Genomic DNA, 19,643 nt, shown 5'->3' on the forward strand with positions numbered 1-19,643 from the left:
ACTGTGCGGCAATGCAATTGCAGCGTGGCGTTACTGAGCGGCACGCCGACATTGGACCTCAGGCGGACAACACTAGACATTTGCTTCCCCCAAATATGCAGAGAACCAGCGGAAGCGCAGCTGCTAGACGCCCAAGACGTCCACCGTCTACCCGGGTGAGGTTGGTTCAAACGAGTCAGCGGTAAATCGGGGCGAGAATCGACTGTAGCGTTGCCCACAGTTTCGGCCCGCACGCAAGAACATCGCCGCTGGCCGGCCAGCAACCCGATGTGGGTCCGGATAGGTCGCCCACCGTGCCGCCGGCCTCGGACACGAGCAGAACCCCCGCCGCCCCATCCCACGGCTGTAAGCCGGGTATCCATGCCGCGTCGGCGCGGCCGGACGCCACCTGCGCGAGAGCACTGGCCGCGCTGCCGCCGCGGCGAACATCGCGGGACGGTTTGACCAGGGCGTCGACCATTTGCCCGGCCCGGTCGCGTTGGCTGTCCCGACCGAAGTTCACCTCGATCAGCGCGTGATCAAGCGCGTCGGGCGCGCCAACGGTCATTCGGCGCCCTTGCTGCCAGGTCCCGCCGCCACGGTGGGCGGCTGTGAGCAGGTTCAGCGCCGGTTCGGCTACGGCCCCGGCCAGGACGCACCCGTCGTCTTGGCGCATCGCAGCGACGCTGACCGCCCAGTCCGCCCGCCCGTACAGGTAGTTGGTGGTGCCGTCGATCGGATCCACCGCCCACACCACGCCGCTGGTGCCGGCGACGGCGCCGCCTTCCTCGGCCAAGATGCCGTCGGCGGGGCGCATCTCGGTCAGCACCGCCACGATGGCCTCCTCGGCTTCCCGGTCGGCTCGACTGACCAAATCGCGGGGGCCGGTCTTCTGCTCGACCTGCAACTGCTCGGCGTTTTCGCGCCAGTGCAACGCAATTCGCGCACCGGCCTGTGCGGCACGCTGCGCAACCGGCATCAGGTGCTGGGCCGTGACGTCGTCCACGTCTGCCGTTCTCCCGATGACGTCTGCTGCGTTTGCATCGCCCGCCAGGTGGACGCGCCCAATACCACCCGGCCCGCCGCGGCTGCCGCCCGCCCGATCCAGCGAGCAAACACATTCGGCTGGGCATCGTCGCGGTCCAGCTTGCGCATCGTGCGGGTGGTGGAGAACACGTATGCGCTCATCGCCAGGAACCAGGGCAAGACGAGCACGGCCGGTCGCGGTACCTGTAGCAGCGTGAGCGCAGCCAGTACCAATAGGGCCGTCGTGACCAGGACGATCGGGCGCCGTCCCGCCGCCCACACCACCACGGCGGCCGCCAATCCGCCCACCGCCGCAGCGACCGTGAGGTGTTGAGCCGGGGCATCGCCGCACAGCAGTCGACCGGACAGGGCGGCCCCCGCTCCGGCGCCGACGATCGCGATATTCCACGGTGCGGTGATCGGCGTGCGTCCGTTCAGTGCGGCCCAGTCTCGAATGTCGTTGAGCCGCTGGTTGGTTCCAGACGGCAACCACCGCACCAGCGCAAGTAGGTGTTCACGAGCCTGATCGGCGTGCGCCGTCCAGGTCACCTCGCCGTTGCGAACGGTTCCGAACGCCGTAGCCTCAATCGCCCATCGGGCCGTGACGAAGGCGGTGCCGTAACACCACAAGGCGACCGCGGACGCCACCGCCAGCATCGGGTGCCGGCCCAGGTCGACGGCCGAACCCAGGCCCAACATGCCGCGCACCACATATCCAGCGCCCACCACCACCCACAGCGAGACGATGCCCGGGCGCACGGGCGGGGGAACCACGCTGTCCCGGCCGGTGGTGGTGGACCGCAGGATCTCGTAGACGACGGCAACTCCGAATACCCCGACAACGGCGAAAGCCAGGAGGCCGGCGAGGTGTAGAGCGGGCAGCAGCAGCACCAGCAAACCGGTGATCGCGAGCTTCGCCGCGGCAACGGCACAGCTGGCGGCCACGTGTGAGCGCGCCTTGCTCATCGGACCCGGCAGCCGGCCTCGACCGTGCGACGACGGGTGCCTCTGGTCGGCGACGAACCCGCGCGCGTCGTTCCATTGGTAGCGGGCGGGGTAAACGAGGAGTTCGACCGCAGCCAGGACAATCAGCGCGCGCGCCAGTGAGTGCCAATTCACCTGGGCCACGCCCAGCATGCCCAGCCCACACGTCGCGACGAATAGCCAGCCCTTGACCAGGTCTCGGGGGCGAGGCATCAGCAGATAACTCGCCAGGCTCCGGCCGCCGGCACCCCCCGGCGTCACGGCCCGGCGTGTCTGCAATCCGATGACCGTCATCGCACGCCAATCACGTTGACTCAGGCTGGATTCCGGGACCGCCGGACGGCCCTGACCGCCAGCGCACCGGCGATCACAGGTACCGCCCAGGGCGCACCGACGAGGATCGGGTCGATCCAGGTGTGGGCATTGTCGACTCGCTTGGAAGCGCGCCTGGCCGACAAGCCGTTGTGAGTGAACTCGCTCCGGATCCCGGTCTCGGTGATGGGGTTGTCCGGATGCAAACTCAACAGGGAGGCGAGGTGACTTTCGAAGGCATCGACGCGGTCGGCGGCGATGAGCAAGAGCCAATGTGCCGCTCGCGCCTCGCTGTATTTGCGGTACGAGAACTTGCGGATGGCGCCGGAGAGTCCCCGGGGAGGTGTCGACGTTCCGAACACCGGGGTGAGCATTCCGTGCTCGATCGACCGCTCGCGGGGCCACTTCTCGGGCTGCCGCTCGGGAAACTCCCAGTGGGCGCCAGTCGCAGGCGGTGGGTTCACCTCGAGTTTCGGATACGAGGGTCGGTCGCGAGGGTCGAGATCGGCGCCCCAGCCCGGGATTCGGGCCCGCAGCGCGTCGGAATCGTGAGTTTCCGGCAGATTCGGTAGGTAGGCCATGGGATGTCCTGTCGTCAACTTGCGGTGGGCAGGATGACCGGCTTGATGCAGTTATCCAGCTTGGCGGAGAAAATGTGGTATGCCTCGCCGATATGTTCCAGTGGGATACGGTGCGTGACAATATCTTTCGGCTTCAGATAGCCATTCTCGATGTGGGAGAACAACCGTGGCCATTGGCGCTTGACCGGGCACTGGTTCATCCGCAGGGTGAGGCCCTTGTTCAGGGCATCCCCGAGCTTCACGGCGCTGAACATCGGGCCGTACGCCCCCATGATGGACACTGTTCCGCCCTTGCGAACGGAGTCGATTGCCCAGTTGACCGCGATCGGCGAGCCGCCCTGCAGCTTGAACTTGGCCGCGGTGACGTGCTGCAAGAAGTTGCCGTCGGCCTCCGCACCGACCGCATCGATCGCGACATCCGCGCCGAGATAGTCGGTTTCCTTTTTCATCTTCACGACCACGTCGTCGCACTCGGCGAAGTTGATGGTCTCGGCGAGAGCGAACGTCCTGGCCTTCTCCAGCCGGTATTCCAGATGGTCGATCACGATCACACGTCCCGCGCCCATCAGCCAGGCAGACCTGGCCGCGTACAAACCCACCGGCCCGGCACCGAAGACGGCGACGGTGTCCCCCTCGCCGATGTCACCCAACTGGGCGCCGAAGTATCCCGTCGCCAAGGCATCGGTGCACAGCAGCGCATCCTCTTCGTCCATCCAGTCCGGAATCTTCGCCGGCCCGACATCGGCGAATGGGACACGCACGAACTCCGCCTGGCCACCGTCATACCCACCGCAGGTGTGCGAGTAGCCGTAGATGCCGCCCACCGCGGTGGCGTTGGGATTGACATTGTGGCAGTTGGAGTAGAGGCCCCTCACACAGAAATAGCAAGAGCCGCAATAGACATTGAACGGCACCATCACCCGGTCACCCCGTTGCAGGTTCTGCACCGACGGTCCGACCTCTTCGACCACGCCGATGAACTCATGCCCGAAGGTCATTCCGACCCGGGTGTCGGGCATCATGCCGTGATACAGGTGTAGATCCGATCCGCAGATCGCGGCCATGGTGACCCGCACGATCGCATCGTTGGGATGTTCGATCGGCGGGATGTCCTTTTGCTCGACCCGCACCTTGTACGGACCGCGGTAAACCATTGCTCGCATGGGGCTCCCTCTACCCTCGCAACGCACTCCTAATCGTGACGATTTCGTCAGATGGGGCGCGGCAGCCCGGTGGAGGGGCTGGTTTCGTGGTCGAACGGCGAGGTCTCGATCGCTTACGCGGGTGACCCGTCGGTGGCCTTTCGTTGGGACTAGACCCATCGGAATCGGCGAACTCCACTATGCCCCAACATGTTTGATGTCAGCGCACGTCAGTTGGTGACCCGGCCCGATCACCGGGTTAGTTGTTGGTTGGTGGTTTGGGTTCGTAGGGGTCGTACCACCACCAGTCGGCGCGTTCGCCGAGGGGGCCGGGGCAGGGTGGGACCTCCGGTGGGGGTTGGGTGGGTGGGCGTGCCAGTGATGCCGAGGTCAGGGGTTGGCCCTCGCTGTCGGTGACCAGGAGTTGGTCGGCGGGTCCGGTGATGGTGATCAGGCCGCGGTGGTGGGCGCGGTGGTGATAGGGGCAGACCAGGATCAGGTTGTGTAGTTCGGTGGGGCCGCCGTGTTCCCAGTGTTGGAGGTGGTGGGCGTGCAGGCCGCGGGTGGCCCCGCAGCCGGGCACCGCACAGCTGCGGTGGCGGTGCTCGAGGGCGCGGCGCAGGCGGCGGTTGATCTCGCGGGTGCTGCGCCCGGAGCCGATGGGGACACCGTCGCGTTCGAACCACACCTCGTAGGTGGCATCACAGCTGAGGTACTGGCGTTCGGCCTCGGTCAGCACCGGACCCAGATGCAGCGCGGCGGCGGGCTTGTCCACATCCAGGTGGACCACGACGGTGGTGTGCGCGCCGTGCGGGCGGCGGGCCACATCGGCGTCCCAGCCGGCCTCGATCAGCGCCAGGAATGCTTCCCCGTTGCCCGGCAACGGCGCCCGCGCCTCGTCGTCACCCGCGGTGTTGCCGTCGGGGTGGTCGCGTTTCCACTGCGCGATCAACCCGTCGCGGTGCGAGGCCAGCGCGGCATCAAACGTCGCCGCATCATGCGGGTCAAGCTTGATCCGGTAGCAGCTGCCCGCCTCATCGGAAGTCTTGGTGATGATCGGCCGCTCGGGGGTTCGGGACCGGGTTTGGGGTGGGTCGGGGTTCGAGGTTGACCGCGGTACGCAGCTGGTTGACCGTGGCCACCGCCGCCAGTTGCGCGTAATGCGCATCCGAACCTTCACCGGCGCGGGCGGCGATCACCCCGACCTGATCCAGCGATAGCCGGCCCTCCCGCAACCCCGCCACACACCGCGAGAACTCCTCGACCCGGCGCGCGATCGCCGCGACCGCTTTCGCGTTCGACGACGACAGGGCCATCTTCCAGCCCATCACCATCTCCAACGACCGCGCCCCGGTCATGCCCCACAACTCGTCACGCTCAAGCTCGGCGGCGATCTCCACCAGCCGCCCATCAATGGCATTACGCTGCCCGGCCAACTCCGCCAACTCCTCGAACAACACCTCCAACCGATCCATAGGCCGCACCCGCACCGGCGCCGACGCCGACGCGATCGAAGACATAACCCCATCCTCGCAGGACCCACTGACAAGTCCTGCTGCCCGAGGTGACGGATCCCACATAGTTAGTGCACTAACTAGTTGGGTACGATGGAAATCGAATCCCGAACTCTAGGAGTGCACCGTGGCTGCGGATCGCCCGAACATCTGGCAGAACATCGCCTATTCGTACGGACGTCGCCTGCCCGACTCGATGCGGGAGTGGGTCGCCAACGACCTGGCCGGCGAGGGCGCCATCCGCCGGCACATGATCCGCATCGGGATACCCCCGCTGTTGATACTGGCCCCGTTCTGGCTGTTGCCGGCGTCGTTGTACGTGCACCTGGAGATGACAGCGCCGATCTACATCTGGTCGTTGTTGATCGCGATGGCTCTGAACAAGGTGTGGCGCCGGCACCGCCTGGCCCAGCACGGCCTCGACCCCAACCTTGTCGACGTGATCAAGCGCCAGAAGCAGGCTCACATTCACGAGGACTACGCGCGCCGCTACGGGCCGCGCCCCGAGTCGGCCGAATGGCAGGCGAACAGTAGCCCGTTCTGATCATCATCCCGACGGTTACGAAGGCGACATGGGCACCCGAACCGCTGCGGTAGACCCGCTGGCACTGGAACATCAGGTGTGCTTCGCGTTGGCCGCAACCAATCGCGCGGTACTTGCCGTCTACCGGCCACTGCTGGAACCGCTCGGGCTGACCCACCCCCAGTATCTGGTCATGCTGGCGCTGTGGGACAACGCCAAAGCCGGTGGAAAAGCGTTGTCCGTCAAGGAAATTGCCGGACTCCTGCAGATCGACTCGGCTACCCTGTCACCAATGCTGAAACGGTTGCAGGCCCAGGGCCTGATCACAAAGACCCGCAGCGCCGCCGACGAGCGAACCACCCATGTCGAGTTGACACCGCAGGGCCGCAATCTGCGCCGGCAGGCGTTGAAGGTTCCCGAAGCGGTCGTCGAGCGGCTCGGCGTTGACCTTGCCGAGCTGGAGCACTTGCGCGATGTGCTGACCAAGGTCAATGCGGCTGCGGTGGCCGCCGGTGCGCTCGACACTTAGCGCTGAGCGTCACTCGTGCCGCAGCACCAGCAACTCGCCCGTCAACACCTCTTCTTCGAGCAGCCGCCCTATTCGCCCGCTCTGCCGCTCGGCGAGCTGCCACGCCTCGGTGTGGCCGTAGCGTTCGGAGAGCGCCTGAGTGACGGCGTCGACCCGTTCATTCCACGTTTCGGGTATCGCCGGCAGCTCAGCGGTTCGCAGCCATTCCTCGATCCGCAGCGAGGATTGGCCGACCAGGTCGGCCAGTCCGTCCGGGCTGGGAAAGTGGTTGCTCTCAAGCTGATCCGCTGGGATGTCGTCGTGGGCGACGAACGCGAGCAGGCCGATGTAGCCGCCGCGCCGCACGGTGCGGCGAAGCTCCTCCAGCAACTGGCGTTGATCCGGCGTCGTGCACAACACTCCCAATGACCACGCGGCGTCGAAGGCCGAATCAGCAAGAGGCGCTTGGGATCCCGATGCGCAAACCACCGGATAACCGAACAATCGCTTCGCGGCGCGACAAGCACCCGTCTCCGGCTCCAGGAGCACCGGGAGCACCTCGCGCGCCTGCGCGGCATAGGCGGCCGGGCCGCCGACGCCGGCCCCGGAGTCCAAGAAGGCCGCGCCCGGTTGGAGTTCCATGTGCTCGATGAGCCAATCCAGCGCCGCCGGGCTGCCGCTACCCCGGCAACCGGCGGGGATGTGATAGTCCGGACCCAAATCGGCCGCCACCCGGGCGGTCCATTCGGCCACCGTGTCGAACTCAGCCTGCATAGCGTCGGTCATTGCGCCTCCTCCCTGATCCTGCGGCCGACCTCGGCCTTGATCTCCGCACCGATGTGCGCTCCGGACGCCGAAGCGAGCCCGGAAACGTTAACGCCCGCAACACCTTCAATTGAAATCAGCTCGCGGGCTTCGGCGACGGCGGCCGCGATCCCCGCCGCCACCGGATCCGTTGCGGTCAAGACCTGCTCGGTCACCGCCTGATCCAATTCAAGACCCGGCAGTCCCTGCAGCACGGCCGCGGACACACTGTCGGTGAAAACGGCCACGGCGGCGATCACCGGGATCGACAGGCCCGCCGACCGCGCCGCCGTCATGAATTCGGCGATCATCCGGGGATACGGGACGTGATTGAGCACCGCCACATCCGCTCCGGCGCGTTGCTTCTCCACCAGGCGGGCGGGGCGGGCATGCACCGGCGGCGCCGTCGGTGTTTCGGGCACCGCCGGTGTCACCCCGACGGATGCGGCCAGCGACACCAACCGCGGCCCGTCCAGATCGAAGGTCTGCGTCACGTCCGGCCGTACGTCGTAACCGCGTCCGTCGCCGGTCACGCAGAGCACGGTGTCCACCCCGATGCTGCGCAACCCGCGCAGTTCCTGTTCGAGCACCACCCGATTGCGGTCGCGGCAGGACAACGTGATCCATGGCACCACGCCCGCGTCGAGCAACAGCGATCCCATCAGCGTCGGCGGAAAGTCTGGTTTGTTCTGATGCTCACCCACCAGCACGGCATCGCAGGCGGGCGCGAGGATGACGGCGGTGGCCGCGACGTCACCGCGGTCGAAGGGCGCGCAGCTGAAGTCGGTGAGCACGAACGGACCGGAGTTCTGCCACCTGGCGGGTCGCCGTGCCGGCGCGGGGCCTGCCCACGGCACCACGTCGTCGAATACGCATGCGCCGGCCTGCATTTCGCATTGCCCGTCGGGTCGTACTCCGCCGCACGGTCCGAACTCCATGCGTTTCGGACAACCCACCTTCATCGGCACCCGGCGCCCCCTTGTAATCGGTACTCGCGGGCGGATACCCAACGGGCCGCACCCGCAAGCACAGTACAAACTAGGGCACCGCCGCCGTTGTCCCGTCCGGAGTGCCTAACCGCTCTGCGAGCCAGGGCAGCGTGAGGGCGAAGGCCGTGGCGGCCGAGGGCCAGTCGTGCTTGCCGGGCAGGGCCACGACCTTGCAGGAGATGCCGTTTGCGGTACCGAGTGCGCACAGTGCCTCGGCGGCGTCCTGGCCGACCGCCTTGAGGTCTGCGGACGCGCCAGGAACCGCGAACAACCCGGACAGGTCAGCGTAGTGGCCGTGGCGGGTGATGACGGTGGCCGGATCGAACCACCTGTAGGCGAAGGCGTTGCCGCCGAACAGCCGCTCGATCGTCTGTTCGCGAGTGCCCGCGTTCGGCCCGATATCGCCGCCGATGTCGATGAACCCACTGAACGTTCCAGGGTGCATAACGGCCAGATCGACCGCGCATGTGCCGCCCGAGGAGAAGCCGGCGACGCCCCATTTGGTCTGCGTGCCGAGCCCGAATTGATCGGTGACCTCCGGGATCACTTCAGCGGTCAGATGGTCGGCGGCGTTGCCGCGCGGCCCGTTGACGCACTCGGTGTCGGAAGTGAATCCGCCTGTGGCGTCGGCGAATACTGCTACGGGTGCGTTTCCGCCATGTGCGGCGGCATAGCTGTCGAGCACCGTGACGGCATCGCCGGCGCGAACCCAGTCGGCCGGGGTGTTGAACTCGCCACCGATCATCAGTACTGCCGGCAGCGCGGGTGGCGGCGTGCTGGTGAACCACGCCGGCGGCAGGTAGACCCATTCGGTGCGGTGGGCGAAACCCGACACTCTGGTGCTGGTGTGCACCGGCACCAATGCTCCGTTCGGCGGTGCCACGCCCAGCCGTTGCATCGCTCGCATGGTCTCCTGGTCTAGCTGGCCCGGCAGGGGCCGGCTGGCCAGTTGGCTCCAGGCACTGTGCACGGTCGCGAAATAACCCAGCCAGCCATTGATGGTCAACCCAGTGCTGAGCAGGCAGAACGACGCGGCGAATACGAGTACGTTGCGCCGCCACCAGTTGGCGTCCCGCCAGCCGAGGATGGCCAGCGCGACGGCTAGCCCGACCAGCGTCACCCATAGCCACATCTGCCACGGTGCCGGCTCACTGGCCAACCCGAGCGTGCCGTAATACCAGTACGCCAGCCCGCCCGTGCCCGCGGCCGCAGCAAAGGCCAGCGGTACCCGCCGCGTGCGCCAGCGCCGCCCGCGCCATCCGATGGCATACACCAACGCCGCGGCGGCCAGGCACTGTACCGCCGCCGGGATGACGCCGTGCATCAGCGAGGCACGCTCGAACATGGCCGGGGAGTACCCAGTCCCGCGGCCGTGGCACCTGCTCAGCCGGTCGGCGCCGGGACGATGTCGGCGGCGCCCGGGAATCCCGCCGACTGACGCAGTTCGGCGAAGGCGTCGACGAAAGCGTCGGTCACCTCGTGGGTGTCGGTCAGGGTGGCGTCGTCGGAGAGCACCGAGACGCTCAGCTGGTCGACGTAGCTCCAGACGGTGATGTTCAGCGCGGCACCCGCGGCCAGCGGGCCCACCGAATAGAACTCGCTGATCTCAGCACCGGCGATGCGACCGCGTTCCCGCGGGCCCGGCACGTTCGACACGATCAGGTTGAACAACTGGTTGGGTGCCTCACGCCGCGACATCCACGCAAACGTCGCGCGGGTGATGGTGGGCGGCACGAATTCCAGCCACCGCCCCACCAGCGTGGGGCCAAGCAGTTGGTGATCCTCTTTGGCGATGCGCGTCGACGTCCGGATCAGGCCCAGGCGCGCTACCGGGTCGGCAATCTGCACCGGCAGCGAAACCAGCATGGTGGCCAGTGCATTGCCGGTGATCCGGTCGGGCGACGTATCGGTGGCGGTGGGGATCGAGGCGATGAGCGGCCGGTCGGCGGCCTCACCGTGATCGCGCAACAGCCGCCGCAGGGCACCCGCCGCGACGGTAAGCACCAGATCGTTGATGGTTACTTCGAGTCTCTTGCTGAGCTCTTTGACGTCGGCCAGCGGCAACGAGGCGCTGGCGAAAGTTCTTCCCGGCGACAGCTTGTGGTTGAGGAAGGTGGGCGCCGGGTCGAACCGGCCGGCTAGTTCAGGGTGCCGCAGCCGGTGCCGGGCGCGGCGCTGCAAGCGGTAAGCGCCGACGACTCCGTCCCGAACGGCCGACGGCAACGTGGCGAGCCGCGCGGCATGGTCAGCTGCCACGAACCGCAGCACCTCTCGGGTCGTCGGCGCTGGGGAGCCTGAAGCAGCCTGCGGCAGTTCGGATTCGGACCCGGTCCAGTCCACCGTGCGCGCCATCAGATTCGCCGAAGCGACGCCGTCCGCCAGCACGTGATGCACCTTGCCGATCACCGCGACGCGTTGGTCGCTCAACCCCTCCGCGTAATAGAACTGCCACAGGGGGCGATTACGGTCCAGCGGCGTGCTGGCGATCTCGCCGATCAGGACGTCGAGTTGGCGCCGCCCGCCGGGCGGCGGGACCCGCACGTGCTGCAGGTGGTAGTCGAGGTCAAGTTCGGCGTTCTCGCGCCAGATCGGGCGATGCACCCGCCACGGAGTGGCCACCATCTGGTAGCGCATCGGCTCGAGCACCGGTAACCGGTCGCGAAACACGTCACGAAACGCCTCGAAGGACGCCCCACCTCCGAAGCCGGAGGTGTCGACTACCGCCACCTTGAGGGTGTGCTGGTGCACGTTGGGCGTCTCGCTGGCCAGCATGAGCACATCCCAACCACTGAGTCGCTTCACCACCGCTCCTCTCAGCCGTGCCCGTGCTAGGGAACCGCCCGCCCTCCATGCTGGCACGTGGGAAGCCGACGGTGTACCGATTCGATCGCCTGCACGACCCCCGGGACGAACGCGGCGGGCGCAAAAGTGCACCCCGCGTGGCCCGCCTCGATCGGCACCATGACCGCGTCCGGAATCCGGTCCGCCAGCCACTTCTGCCGGGCCACACCGAACGCGCGATCCTTCATCGTGACTACCACCGCGGTCGGCACATCGATGTCGCCGACCCACGAGGTCGAGTCGAACCGGACCACTTCGGCAATCGCGCGGGTGATGCCGCCCGCAGAGGTGCTACGGAACTGCCCGAGCACCCATTGGTGGTCGGGCAGGAAGCCTTGCGTCACCGCACCGGCGGGCTGACAGCGGCGGGGTGCGGGGGTGAGTGACTCGATGAGAGCCGCGAACAACCCGGTGGCCACCCGCTCGTACTGGGCCCGGCTCACCGCCGCAGCGGCGGCACACAACACCAGCCCGTCCACCCGTTCGCGGTGCCGCCGCCAGACCAGCTGCGCGACCAGCGACCCCATCGAGTAGCCCACCGGCACGAAGCTGTCGATACCCAGGACGTCGGCCACTGCGACGACGTCGTCGGCGCAATCCTCCAACAGCATTCGCGGCGGTGAAATGCCTTGGCCGTGGCAGCGCTGGTCGAAGATGACCACGCGCCCGAACTGCTGGATGGCGTCCAGCGCGGGGTACCAGGTCATCAACCCGGTGCAGGCCAGCGAATGCAGCAGGACGTAGGTGGGGCCGTCGCATGGCCCGGAGTCGTAGACGTAGGTGTTCCCCCGCCCGGGCAATTCAAGCACCTGGCCCGACGGCACATCGGCGGCCGGGGCCACTGCGGGCACCTTCGGTAACCGCATCGTGGAAAGAGCCTGCCGCCAGCTGTCGATGGGCTATTGAAACACAGCGGCCACCTCGGACGGACGCCGTGCCCGCGGGCCGGTTTCCCCGGAACGCGATCCGGGTAGCAGAGAGGGACACGCACCCCCTGGAAGGGAGAAATCGTGACGACTGCCGAACAGCCACCCCCGGAGGGCGCCGAGCAACCACCGCAGGCCGCAGAGGGTGAGGGAGGCAAGGACAGCTCCAAAGAGTTCACCGCGGATCCGTCGTCGGCCGCCGACGGTGGAGGTGACGACGCGGACGAGTGACGTCATGCGGTGGAAGCTTCTGCACGACGCGACTCGTCACGACGGCGTACGGTTCGCTGCCAGAACGGGATTCATCGTCAGCGGTGTCATCCATCTGCTGATCGCGTATCTGATCGCCCGCATCGCTTGCGGGAGTTCGGCCAACGCCGATCCGTCCGGCGCCCTGGCGACAGTGGCGGCCGGCGGCGGCGGCGAGGCGGCGTTGTGGGGTCTCGCCGTGGCGTTGATCCCGTTGACGCTGTGGCGACTCGCCGAGGCGTTGATCGGCTTGCATCCGGCCGAGGGTGTCGACGGCGACCCGCAGGATGCGAGCACGGGAAATCGCTTGAAGGCGTTGGGATTGATGGTGGTCTACTGCGGTGTGGGTCTGACCGCGGTGCGTTTCGCTCTCGGTGACCGCCAGCCGAGCGGTCAGCAGACCGCCGGCCTCAGCGCCCGGCTGATGCAGTCGGCACCGGGCCGCGCGGCCCTGATCGTCGGCGGTGTGGCGGTGGTCGTGGTCGGTGGCTATCACGCGTACAAAGGGGCATCGAAGAGATTCCTGACCGACCTGACCGATCGACCCAAGGTGGTGGCGGTGCTCGGCGGCTGCGGTTATGTCGTCGAGGGGCTGGTGTTGGGCATCGCGGGGGTGCTGGTCGTCAAGGCGTCCGTCGACGTCGATCCCGCCAAGGCGGCGGGACTGGATGCTGCCGTGAAAACCCTTGCCGGGACCCGCATCGGGATGGTGTTGCTGGCTTTGGCGTCTTTCGGGTTTGCGGCTTACGGGCTGTACAGCTTTGCGCTGAGCCGTTATTCGCGGATGTGAGACATAGCCGCGGCCAAGATGGGGCCGCAGCCGATCGATACCTCGAGCGGCTCGTCCAGCGGGTAGGCGCCGCACATGCTGTCGCGGACATAGCCGGCCAAGTCATCACGCTCGTCGGCGACAACCTCGAACACCAGCCGGCCGGACAGCTGCAGCACCAGCCGCGATCTCAGGCCGACCGCCTTGATCGCCTGGTCCACATTGATCATCGCGACCTTGACGATGTCATCCGCGCTGCCCCGGATCGCCATCGCGACGGCGGCGCGCTCGGCGGCCGCACGCATCCGGGGATCATTGCTGCCCAGGCCCGGAAGGTAGCGTCGCCGACCCAGCAGGGTCGAGGCGTATCCGAGCCTGCGGGCCTGGTCGATCACGGCACCTTCGCCGGCCCAGTGCGCCAGGATGGGGGTGTCCAGATCGCGGTACTGCGCGACCATCAGTTCGGCATAGCCCTCGCCCGCCACGACCGCCTCGCATACCTCGTGCCCGGCAGCCGCAACGTGGATACGCCCGTCCGGCGCAACGGGTTTCGGGGCCGCGTTGGCCGCCAGTATCCGAGGGTCCACGGCGACGCCTACCCCCACCAGCTCGGTCAGCACCCGTTGCGCCGGCAGCTCCAGCCGCCCCAGTAGCGAGGAGGAGTCGATGCGCGCCAGCTCCTCGTCCAGTACGTCGGCGAGGTCGAGCACCGCGCATGCCTGCAAGATCAACCCCTGCGGGCTGTGTCCCTCAAAGGCCTCCGTCGGCAGCGCACAACGCATGTGGTGCACCAAAAGCTCGTTGAGCGAACCGGATTGACGCTCTGGACACAGCAAGCGGGCCGCCAGGACGGTGTCGGAGGTGATGCCGCGCAGGGCCCAGTCGCGTCGCCCCAGCGCGTGCATCGCCGTCGTCGCGTCGTGCACCGCTTTGGGCGGCCCCGGGTCGGCGAGCCAGGACACCAACGCCTCCGTGTCATCCTGGGTCAGCGCGGCAAGGTCGAGAAAACGACCGTCCCCGTCGGCGGCGACGATCGCCAGCGCCACGGCCCGCGCGTCGTAGCCGGTACCGGTAGCGGCAACGCTCAAACCGAACCGGTTGCCCAGGCTGTGTTCCGACAGCCAGGCGGGCAGCTCCCCCGCTTCCAGCACCCGCCCGCGTACGTCGAAATCTTTGGACAGGCTCATCCGGCTACCCGGGTCTCGGTCTGTGGGGACCTGCCTGCCAGCCCGCGATGCCGGCCCCCCAGGAACCCGACGCCCCGGACGACCTTCGGTATCGGAGGCCGCGGCGGCAGCCGAATGGGGTCCGTCGTCGCTTCGACCATCGCCGCCTCCCTTCTGCCGACACGTACGCAGACGTACCGGTGGGCTCAAGATTAGCGGCGGGCCAGATTCCAGATTTTGATTCCAGGGAATGAACGCAGCGGGGCTATCGTTGCGCCGAGCGTCACGCCAGCGTGCCGGTCAGCGTTGAGGGCCAGCTTGGCGTGACGCTCGGCAGCGTTCGGGCGACTCACTCGTACACGAAGGAGTTCGACAACGATGACTACGGGGACGCATTTAGAGGCCCAGTCCGAAGCGGACACGTTCGAGGCGGCCTGGGAACGCTGGCACGCCGAGCGGGAAGCCTATTTCCGCGACCCACTGGGTTGGGTGAGCTTGACCGGCTTGTATTGGCTCACAGAAGAATTCGAGACGGTCGCCGACCTGCCGGGCCGTTGGCGGGCCGACGCGGACGCCGTTGAAGTAGACGGCATCGACGGAGCCGACCGGCTCGAGCCCGTCGAGGGGGCACCGGGGCTGCTGGTCGACATCGGGGAGCGCCGTGTCGAAGTGATCCGCCGGACGGGCTCCGCCGCCCTGCGGATCCACGATCCCAGGTCACCACACCTGCGGCAATACCGCGGCATACCCACCTATCCGCCCAACGAAAATTGGCGCGTGCCAGGCATTTTCAGCTCCTACCAGCAGCCTGAAACGGTGACCACCGGCGCGGTGGTGGAAGGACTTCGCCACCACCTCAATGCGGTCGGCGTCATCGACTTCGAACTGGCCGGCCTCGCACTGCGGCTGGTCGCGTTCGGCGGGAAAGACGGTGGGCTGCAAGTGCTGTTCACCGACGCGACCAGCGGTGTCACCACCTACCCCGGTGCGCGGTCGCTCTCGGTGGCCCTGCCGGACGAGGACGGCAAGGTGACGCTGGACTTCAACCGGGCGTCAAACCTGCCGTGCGCGTTCACCGACTACGCCACCTGCCCGGTGGCCCCACCGGAGAACCGGCTGCCGGTCGAGGTGGAAGCGGGCGAGAAAAACCCGCGCTGAGTTTCGCTGACTAGCGCTATTCCAGGACGAAGACCGGGATGAGCCGATCCGTCTTCGTCTGATACTCCGCGTAGGGCGGGTAGGCCTCGACCGCGAGCTGCCACCACTCCTCGCGTTCGGTTCCCTCGAGTTCGCGCGCAGTCAGGGTGACCACCTTCTCGCCGTCCTGCAGCGTCACGATCGGGTTCACCTTGAGGTTGAAATACCAGGACGGGTGCGCCGGTGCGCCGCCTTTGGACGCCACGATCGCATAGCGGCCGTCTTTCTCGACGCGCATCAGCGGGACGTAACGCTGCTTTCCGGTCTTCGCTCCGGTGATGGTCACCAGGACGACGGGCTTGTCGAAGATCTCGACGCCGTCGGTGGTGCCCTGCTCCAGGATCTTCTCGGTCTGCTTGCGTACCCAGTCGGTGGGACTCAGTTCGATTTGATCAGCCATACGAGTTCTCAACACATCGCCGCACCCGATCCATTCCAGGGTTCAGTCCGCCGTCAGCGCGCCGCGCAAAGCCTCCAGCTGGTTGGGTTCGGAATCGCCGGCGTGCACCGTGACCGAGTGCAGGGTGCCGTTCCACGCGAACGGTGGTTGATAGTCGCCGCTCACCGGCAGGCCGCGGTCGTACCCGAGCGTCACGCGGGTGCCGCCGTGCTGCCAGACGAATGGCAGGGTGTGTTCGGACGTGGCGGTGGCCACCACGGCGTCGTCGACTACCGCTTCGGCACTCACCCCGGTGGACACCAGGCGCAGCACGCATCCAACCAGGTGGCGACCAACCGGAAGTGGCTCGTTCGCTTGCACTTTCAAGCTGCCGCCGGGCAGCGCCAGGGTTACGGTGAGCCTGCCGTCGACGACGTACCCGGCCAGCCCGCCATTGCGGTCGCCGATTGCGAAGAGCACTCCGCTGGGCGCGGAGTCGGCCACGTTGACGTCGGCGATGATCCGGCCACCGCCGGCCAGCAACGGTATCGCCTCGTCGGACACCGGGCCGGCCTGCGGATAGAGCGTCACCGTCTGGCCGATGGGATATTGCGGTGGTACGAAGGCCGCCAACCGCCCCACCAGTGAATCCAGCAACGGCAGCACATTATTCGCTTCGGCTTCCGACGACCACTGCCGCTTCAGCCGCTCGAGCACGTCGGGATGTTCGGCGCCGACGTCGTGCGATTCGGAGAAATCCTCGTCGAGGTTGAACAGCGACCAGGTGTCCTGGTCGAAGTTTCGGCTGCCGGGCAGCAACAAGTCCTCGTCCATGAGGCCGCTGGAGACGTGATCCGTGGTGGCCTTCCAGCCGTCGACGAAGATGGCCCTCGACCCCAGCATCTCGAAGTACTGCACCGAGCGCGGATCGGGAGCGGACGGATCGGTGAAGGTGGGCAGCAGGCTGGCGCCCTGCACCGGCGTCTGGGCGATGCCGTCGACCGACTCCGGCGCCGGCACGCCGCACGCATCGAGCACTGTGGGCAACAGGTCGATCGCGTGACCGAATTGTGGGCGCACGCCGCCGTCACGAATGTGCTTGGGCCAGTGGGCGATAAACGGAACACGGGTCCCGCCGAGCCAGGTGTAGCGCTTCCACAGCCGAAATGGCGTATTGCCGGCCCAGGCCCACCCCCAGGCATAGTGCGGGTAGGTCTCGGTGCCACCCCAGTCGTCGAGCAGTGCGAGGTTCTCGGCGAGGTTGTCGCGGATGCGGTGAGTGAACCGGTGTTCGTTGACGGTCCCGGTCACACCACCCTCGGCGCTGGCCCCGTTGTCCGACAGCACGAAGATCAGCGTATTGTCCAGCTGCCCGATCTGCTCCAGGGCGGCTACCAGGCGGCCGATCTGCGCATCGGTGTGGCTGAGGAATCCGGCGTACACCTCGTGCATGCGGGCGTACAGTCGCCGCTCGTCCGTGCTCAGGCTGTCCCAGGCCGGTACCCACGACGGCCGGGGTGTCAGCGCGGTGGTGGCGGGTACGACCCCCGATTCGAGTTGCCGCGCGAAGAGTTGATCGCGCCACCGGTCCCAGCCGTCGTCGAATCGGCCGGCGTATGCGTCGGCCCACGAGCGGTCCACATGGTGTGGTGAGTGCATGGCGCCGGTGGCGAAGTACAGGAAAACGGCTTACCGGGCGCACCGGCCTGCTGGTTGAGCACCATCCGGATGGCTTCGTCGGCGAGGTCCTCGGTCAGGTGATAGCCGTCGCGGCGTGGTGCCTCGACAAACGAATTGTCCCGAATCAGTTCGGGCGCCCACTGATTGGCGTCACCGCGAGGAAAACCGTAGAAGCGTTCGAAGCCCAACCCCAGCGGCCACTGGTCGAACGGACCGGCGTCGGTGCGTTGCCCGCGCGACACCAGATGCCACTTGCCCACGGCAAGAGTGCTCCAACCGGCGTCGCGTAGCAACCGCGGTAACGCGGCCGCCGAGCGGGGCAGGCGGGCGGTGTATCCCGGGTGTGACGTGGGCAGGTCGGCCAGAAAGCCCATGCCCACCGCGTGGTGGTTGCGGCCGGTCAACAACGCCGCCCGAGTGGGTGAACACAGGGCGGTCACGTGAAACCGGTTGTAGCGCAAGCCATCCGAAGCTAGCCGGTCGATGGTGGGTGTCGCGATATCCGAACCGTAGCAACCGAATTGGGCAAAGCCGAGATCGTCGAGCACGATCACCACGACGTTGGGCGCGTCCGTCGGTGGGGTGGGACTCACGCGGATCCTCCATGGGACGTCGGGCGCTGTAGTCGTGCGACTACAACTCGCCGTCAACCCTATGGACTGCCCGTGTGCCGCACAAGACTTTGCGGCGCCGGTGGTTTTTACTGACGCCCGCGCGGGGTATTCGACCCGAGCCGGGTCCAGGCAGCTTCAGTAAGCTGAATCCGGTATCCCCGACGAAAGACTCGCAACTGATGAAGGCAACTGTCACCCCCGAGGCGGAGATCGCCGTCACCGAGATCGCGCAGCGCCACGGCATCTCGCGGGAGGCGGTGCTGGCGTTGCTGTTCGCCCTGCACGCCGGTGGCGGTGCCATGGCACAGTTCAACATCCCCGAGCTCGGCGGGTCGGGTCAGTGGATGCGGGGCGGAATGACGATGGTCGGCAACATGTTCGACAACGCGCTGAAAGCGCGCGTCGATGCGCTGTGCAACGAATTGTCCCAACTGCTTTCGTCGGCCACCGTGTTCGCCGCCCCCAGCGGCCAAGTCCAGGCTCAGGGTTTCACCTCCGGCAACTGGTGGCCGGCCGATCTGGGCGTGCCCAGTTCGTCGGGCGGGCAGAACAGTGCGCGGTATGCGATCTTCCCCGGCACTCGCCGGCTGGCGATACAGGTCAACGGTGTCACGAGAGTTTTCGACACCGGTGAGCATCACATCACCGGCGTACAGCAGCAACAGAGCGGCGGGGCCGGGTCGGTCACTTTCACCAGCCAGTTCGGCACCTTCGACGTCTCGAGCCTGCACGAGCTCGGGGCACAGCAGGTCGCCGAAACACCCACCGCCGCACCCGCGCCGCAACAGCAGGCCGGCCGCTCCGGGGACGCCACCGACATCGTTGCGGCCATCGAGTCCCTGGCCGGGCTGCACGAGCGGGGCATCCTGTCCGACGAGGAGTTCGCGGCCAAGAAGGCCGAACTGCTGGGCCGACTCTGACGCTCGGAGTCCGGGGAATAGGGCTGTGAGTCCGCTGTGTTCCACCGCACATGAAATCTCTCACCGAAGCCGAACGTGAAGCGTTTCTCACCGACAAGCACGTCGCGGTGCTCTCGATCGACTCCGGCGGAGGCCGCCCGCCGGCCAGCGCGCCGATCTGGTACGACTACGCCGACGGGCTCGTTCGCTTCACCACCGGGCCGACGACGCGGAAGGCCAGGCTCATCGAGCAGGCCGGTGCGGTGACACTCGTTGTGCAACGCGAAGATCCGCCGTACCAGTATGTCGTCGTGGAAGGCACGGTGGTGGACACCACGACGCCCGCTCCCGACGACGTGCAGGAGGCGATCGCCATCCGGTACCTCGGCGAAGAGGGCGGACGCGCCTTTGTGCGGAGTCTCGAAGGTCAAGCGACCGTGATGTTCACCGTTCGCCCGGACCGCTGGCTCACCGCGGACTTCTCCGACGAACTTTGATGTGCAAACCGCCACGGCGGCAGGCAATTTGCGTGTTAGCGGGCAGCCCGCGGGTATACGGTCG

The 19,643-nt window shown here is 67.1% G+C and carries 19 protein-coding genes and 3 pseudogenes; 7 read left to right on the top strand and 15 right to left on the bottom strand.

Annotated features, from left to right (window positions below):
* Positions 1-175: 175 nt before the first annotated feature.
* The 5 genes and pseudogenes from BN972_RS20740 to BN972_RS20760 form a co-directional block, all read right to left on the bottom strand.
* Positions 176-985 (bottom strand): inositol monophosphatase family protein, encoded by an 810-nt coding sequence (locus BN972_RS20740; RefSeq protein ID WP_051545699.1) that lies wholly within the window; start codon positions 983-985, stop codon positions 176-178.
* Positions 958-2,283 (bottom strand): hypothetical protein, encoded by a 1,326-nt coding sequence (locus tag BN972_RS20745; RefSeq protein WP_036361976.1) that lies wholly within the window; start codon positions 2,281-2,283, stop codon positions 958-960. Before BN972_RS20745 ends, BN972_RS20740 begins: the two co-directional genes overlap by 28 nt.
* Before the next feature lie 20 nt (positions 2,284-2,303).
* Positions 2,304-2,882, bottom strand: a complete 579-nt coding sequence (locus BN972_RS20750) for a hypothetical protein (protein WP_036361979.1) — start codon at positions 2,880-2,882, stop codon at positions 2,304-2,306.
* A gap of 14 nt (positions 2,883-2,896) precedes the next feature.
* The gene (locus BN972_RS20755; protein ID WP_036361981.1) at positions 2,897-4,045 is read right to left on the bottom strand and encodes a zinc-dependent alcohol dehydrogenase; all 1,149 of its coding nucleotides are present in this window, start codon (positions 4,043-4,045) and stop codon (positions 2,897-2,899) included.
* 238 nt (positions 4,046-4,283) lie between these two features.
* Positions 4,284-5,544 (bottom strand): annotated as a pseudogene (locus tag BN972_RS20760) (HNH endonuclease signature motif containing protein).
* A gap of 121 nt (positions 5,545-5,665) precedes the next feature.
* On the opposite strand from BN972_RS20760, the gene BN972_RS20765 reads away from it, so the two are divergent.
* A complete protein-coding gene (locus BN972_RS20765) occupies positions 5,666-6,082 on the top strand; it encodes a DUF5313 domain-containing protein (RefSeq protein ID WP_036361984.1) in 417 nt (138 codons plus the stop codon).
* Between the two features lie 28 nt (positions 6,083-6,110).
* Complete coding sequence (locus BN972_RS20770; protein ID WP_036361988.1) at positions 6,111-6,590, top strand: MarR family winged helix-turn-helix transcriptional regulator; 480 nt, start codon at positions 6,111-6,113, stop codon at positions 6,588-6,590.
* 9 nt (positions 6,591-6,599) lie between these two features.
* On the opposite strand, the gene BN972_RS20775 is transcribed toward BN972_RS20770, so the two are convergent.
* The 5 genes from BN972_RS20775 to BN972_RS20795 all read right to left on the bottom strand — a co-directional run bounded on the left by BN972_RS20775 (position 6,600) and on the right by BN972_RS20795 (position 12,045).
* Positions 6,600-7,355: a class I SAM-dependent methyltransferase gene (locus BN972_RS20775; RefSeq protein WP_036361991.1), complete on the bottom strand. Its 756-nt coding sequence runs from the start codon at positions 7,353-7,355 to the stop codon at positions 6,600-6,602.
* Positions 7,352-8,311 (bottom strand): methylenetetrahydrofolate reductase, encoded by a 960-nt coding sequence (locus BN972_RS20780; RefSeq protein WP_390176226.1) that lies wholly within the window; start codon positions 8,309-8,311, stop codon positions 7,352-7,354. Before BN972_RS20780 ends, BN972_RS20775 begins: the two co-directional genes overlap by 4 nt.
* Positions 8,312-8,411: 100 nt before the next feature.
* Positions 8,412-9,707: an alpha/beta hydrolase gene (locus tag BN972_RS20785; protein ID WP_051545700.1), complete on the bottom strand. Its 1,296-nt coding sequence runs from the start codon at positions 9,705-9,707 to the stop codon at positions 8,412-8,414.
* A gap of 38 nt (positions 9,708-9,745) precedes the next feature.
* Entirely contained in the window at positions 9,746-11,164 is a 1,419-nt protein-coding gene (locus BN972_RS20790; protein WP_051545701.1) for a WS/DGAT/MGAT family O-acyltransferase, read from the bottom strand.
* 26 nt (positions 11,165-11,190) lie between these two features.
* Positions 11,191-12,045 carry an alpha/beta fold hydrolase gene (locus BN972_RS20795; RefSeq protein ID WP_235192537.1) on the bottom strand — a complete coding sequence of 285 codons (855 nt, stop codon included), beginning with the start codon at positions 12,043-12,045 and terminating at the stop codon, positions 11,191-11,193.
* 168 nt (positions 12,046-12,213) lie between these two features.
* Between BN972_RS20795 and BN972_RS29635 the strand changes: the two genes are divergently transcribed.
* On the top strand, positions 12,214-12,360 hold the full coding sequence (locus tag BN972_RS29635; RefSeq protein WP_158086321.1) for a hypothetical protein: 147 nt from the start codon (positions 12,214-12,216) through the stop codon (positions 12,358-12,360).
* 4 nt (positions 12,361-12,364) lie between these two features.
* Positions 12,365-13,168, top strand: a complete 804-nt coding sequence (locus BN972_RS20800) for a DUF1206 domain-containing protein (protein ID WP_036361999.1) — start codon at positions 12,365-12,367, stop codon at positions 13,166-13,168.
* On the opposite strand, the gene BN972_RS31390 is transcribed toward BN972_RS20800, so the two are convergent.
* A complete protein-coding gene (locus BN972_RS31390) occupies positions 13,153-13,605 on the bottom strand; it encodes a DNA polymerase (protein WP_080697140.1) in 453 nt (150 codons plus the stop codon). The two genes, BN972_RS20800 and BN972_RS31390, sit on opposite strands and share 16 nt — an antisense overlap.
* A gap of 108 nt (positions 13,606-13,713) precedes the next feature.
* Positions 13,714-14,316 (bottom strand): annotated as a pseudogene (locus BN972_RS31395) (DNA polymerase I); the annotation flags it as partial.
* Positions 14,317-14,691: 375 nt separating this feature from the next.
* Here BN972_RS31395 and BN972_RS20810 point away from each other — a divergent pair.
* A complete protein-coding gene (locus BN972_RS20810; protein ID WP_051545702.1) occupies positions 14,692-15,471 on the top strand; it encodes a DUF1684 domain-containing protein in 780 nt (259 codons plus the stop codon).
* 16 nt (positions 15,472-15,487) lie between these two features.
* Here BN972_RS20810 and BN972_RS20815 read toward each other — a convergent pair whose 3' ends face one another.
* The 3 genes and pseudogenes from BN972_RS20815 to BN972_RS31265 form a co-directional block, all read right to left on the bottom strand.
* Positions 15,488-15,910, bottom strand: a complete 423-nt coding sequence (locus BN972_RS20815; RefSeq protein WP_036362004.1) for a nitroreductase family deazaflavin-dependent oxidoreductase — start codon at positions 15,908-15,910, stop codon at positions 15,488-15,490.
* 42 nt (positions 15,911-15,952) lie between these two features.
* Positions 15,953-17,548, bottom strand: a complete 1,596-nt coding sequence (locus BN972_RS20820; RefSeq protein ID WP_200869753.1) for a sulfatase-like hydrolase/transferase — start codon at positions 17,546-17,548, stop codon at positions 15,953-15,955.
* A 53-nt stretch (positions 17,549-17,601) separates the two neighbouring features.
* Positions 17,602-18,162: pseudogene (locus tag BN972_RS31265) on the bottom strand (sulfatase-like hydrolase/transferase); the annotation flags it as partial.
* Between the two features lie 200 nt (positions 18,163-18,362).
* Between BN972_RS31265 and BN972_RS20825 the strand changes: the two are divergent.
* On the top strand, positions 18,363-19,103 hold the full coding sequence (locus tag BN972_RS20825) for an SHOCT domain-containing protein (protein WP_036362008.1): 741 nt from the start codon (positions 18,363-18,365) through the stop codon (positions 19,101-19,103).
* 50 nt (positions 19,104-19,153) lie between these two features.
* Positions 19,154-19,579 carry a pyridoxamine 5'-phosphate oxidase family protein gene (locus BN972_RS20830; protein ID WP_036362011.1) on the top strand — a complete coding sequence of 142 codons (426 nt, stop codon included), beginning with the start codon at positions 19,154-19,156 and terminating at the stop codon, positions 19,577-19,579.
* The last annotated feature ends 64 nt before the right edge of the window (positions 19,580-19,643 follow it).

The sequence above is a fragment of the Mycobacterium asiaticum DSM 44297 genome, assembly GCF_000613245.1.
Lineage (GTDB): Bacteria > Actinomycetota > Actinomycetes > Mycobacteriales > Mycobacteriaceae > Mycobacterium > Mycobacterium asiaticum.

What these genes read in the sequence shown, in the direction of transcription:
- BN972_RS20825 (WP_036362008.1), top strand. Translation starts at nt 18,363, where the DNA reads ATGAAGGCAACTGTCACCCCCGAGGCGGAGATCGCCGTCACCGAGATC.
- BN972_RS20780 (WP_390176226.1), bottom strand. Translation starts at nt 8,311, where the DNA reads ATGGAGTTCGGACCGTGCGGCGGAGTACGACCCGACGGGCAATGCGAA.
- BN972_RS20785 (WP_051545700.1), bottom strand. Translation starts at nt 9,707, where the DNA reads ATGTTCGAGCGTGCCTCGCTGATGCACGGCGTCATCCCGGCGGCGGTA.
- BN972_RS20750 (WP_036361979.1), bottom strand. Translation starts at nt 2,882, where the DNA reads ATGGCCTACCTACCGAATCTGCCGGAAACTCACGATTCCGACGCGCTG.
- BN972_RS20810 (WP_051545702.1), top strand. Translation starts at nt 14,692, where the DNA reads ATGACTACGGGGACGCATTTAGAGGCCCAGTCCGAAGCGGACACGTTC.
- BN972_RS20770 (WP_036361988.1), top strand. Translation starts at nt 6,111, where the DNA reads ATGGGCACCCGAACCGCTGCGGTAGACCCGCTGGCACTGGAACATCAG.
- BN972_RS20755 (WP_036361981.1), bottom strand. Translation starts at nt 4,045, where the DNA reads ATGCGAGCAATGGTTTACCGCGGTCCGTACAAGGTGCGGGTCGAGCAA.
- BN972_RS20775 (WP_036361991.1), bottom strand. Translation starts at nt 7,355, where the DNA reads ATGACCGACGCTATGCAGGCTGAGTTCGACACGGTGGCCGAATGGACC.
- BN972_RS20820 (WP_200869753.1), bottom strand. Translation starts at nt 17,548, where the DNA reads ATGCACTCACCACACCATGTGGACCGCTCGTGGGCCGACGCATACGCC.
- BN972_RS20745 (WP_036361976.1), bottom strand. Translation starts at nt 2,283, where the DNA reads ATGACGGTCATCGGATTGCAGACACGCCGGGCCGTGACGCCGGGGGGT.
- BN972_RS20815 (WP_036362004.1), bottom strand. Translation starts at nt 15,910, where the DNA reads ATGGCTGATCAAATCGAACTGAGTCCCACCGACTGGGTACGCAAGCAG.
- BN972_RS20800 (WP_036361999.1), top strand. Translation starts at nt 12,365, where the DNA reads ATGCGGTGGAAGCTTCTGCACGACGCGACTCGTCACGACGGCGTACGG.
- BN972_RS20830 (WP_036362011.1), top strand. Translation starts at nt 19,154, where the DNA reads ATGAAATCTCTCACCGAAGCCGAACGTGAAGCGTTTCTCACCGACAAG.
- BN972_RS31390 (WP_080697140.1), bottom strand. Translation starts at nt 13,605, where the DNA reads ATGGTCGCGCAGTACCGCGATCTGGACACCCCCATCCTGGCGCACTGG.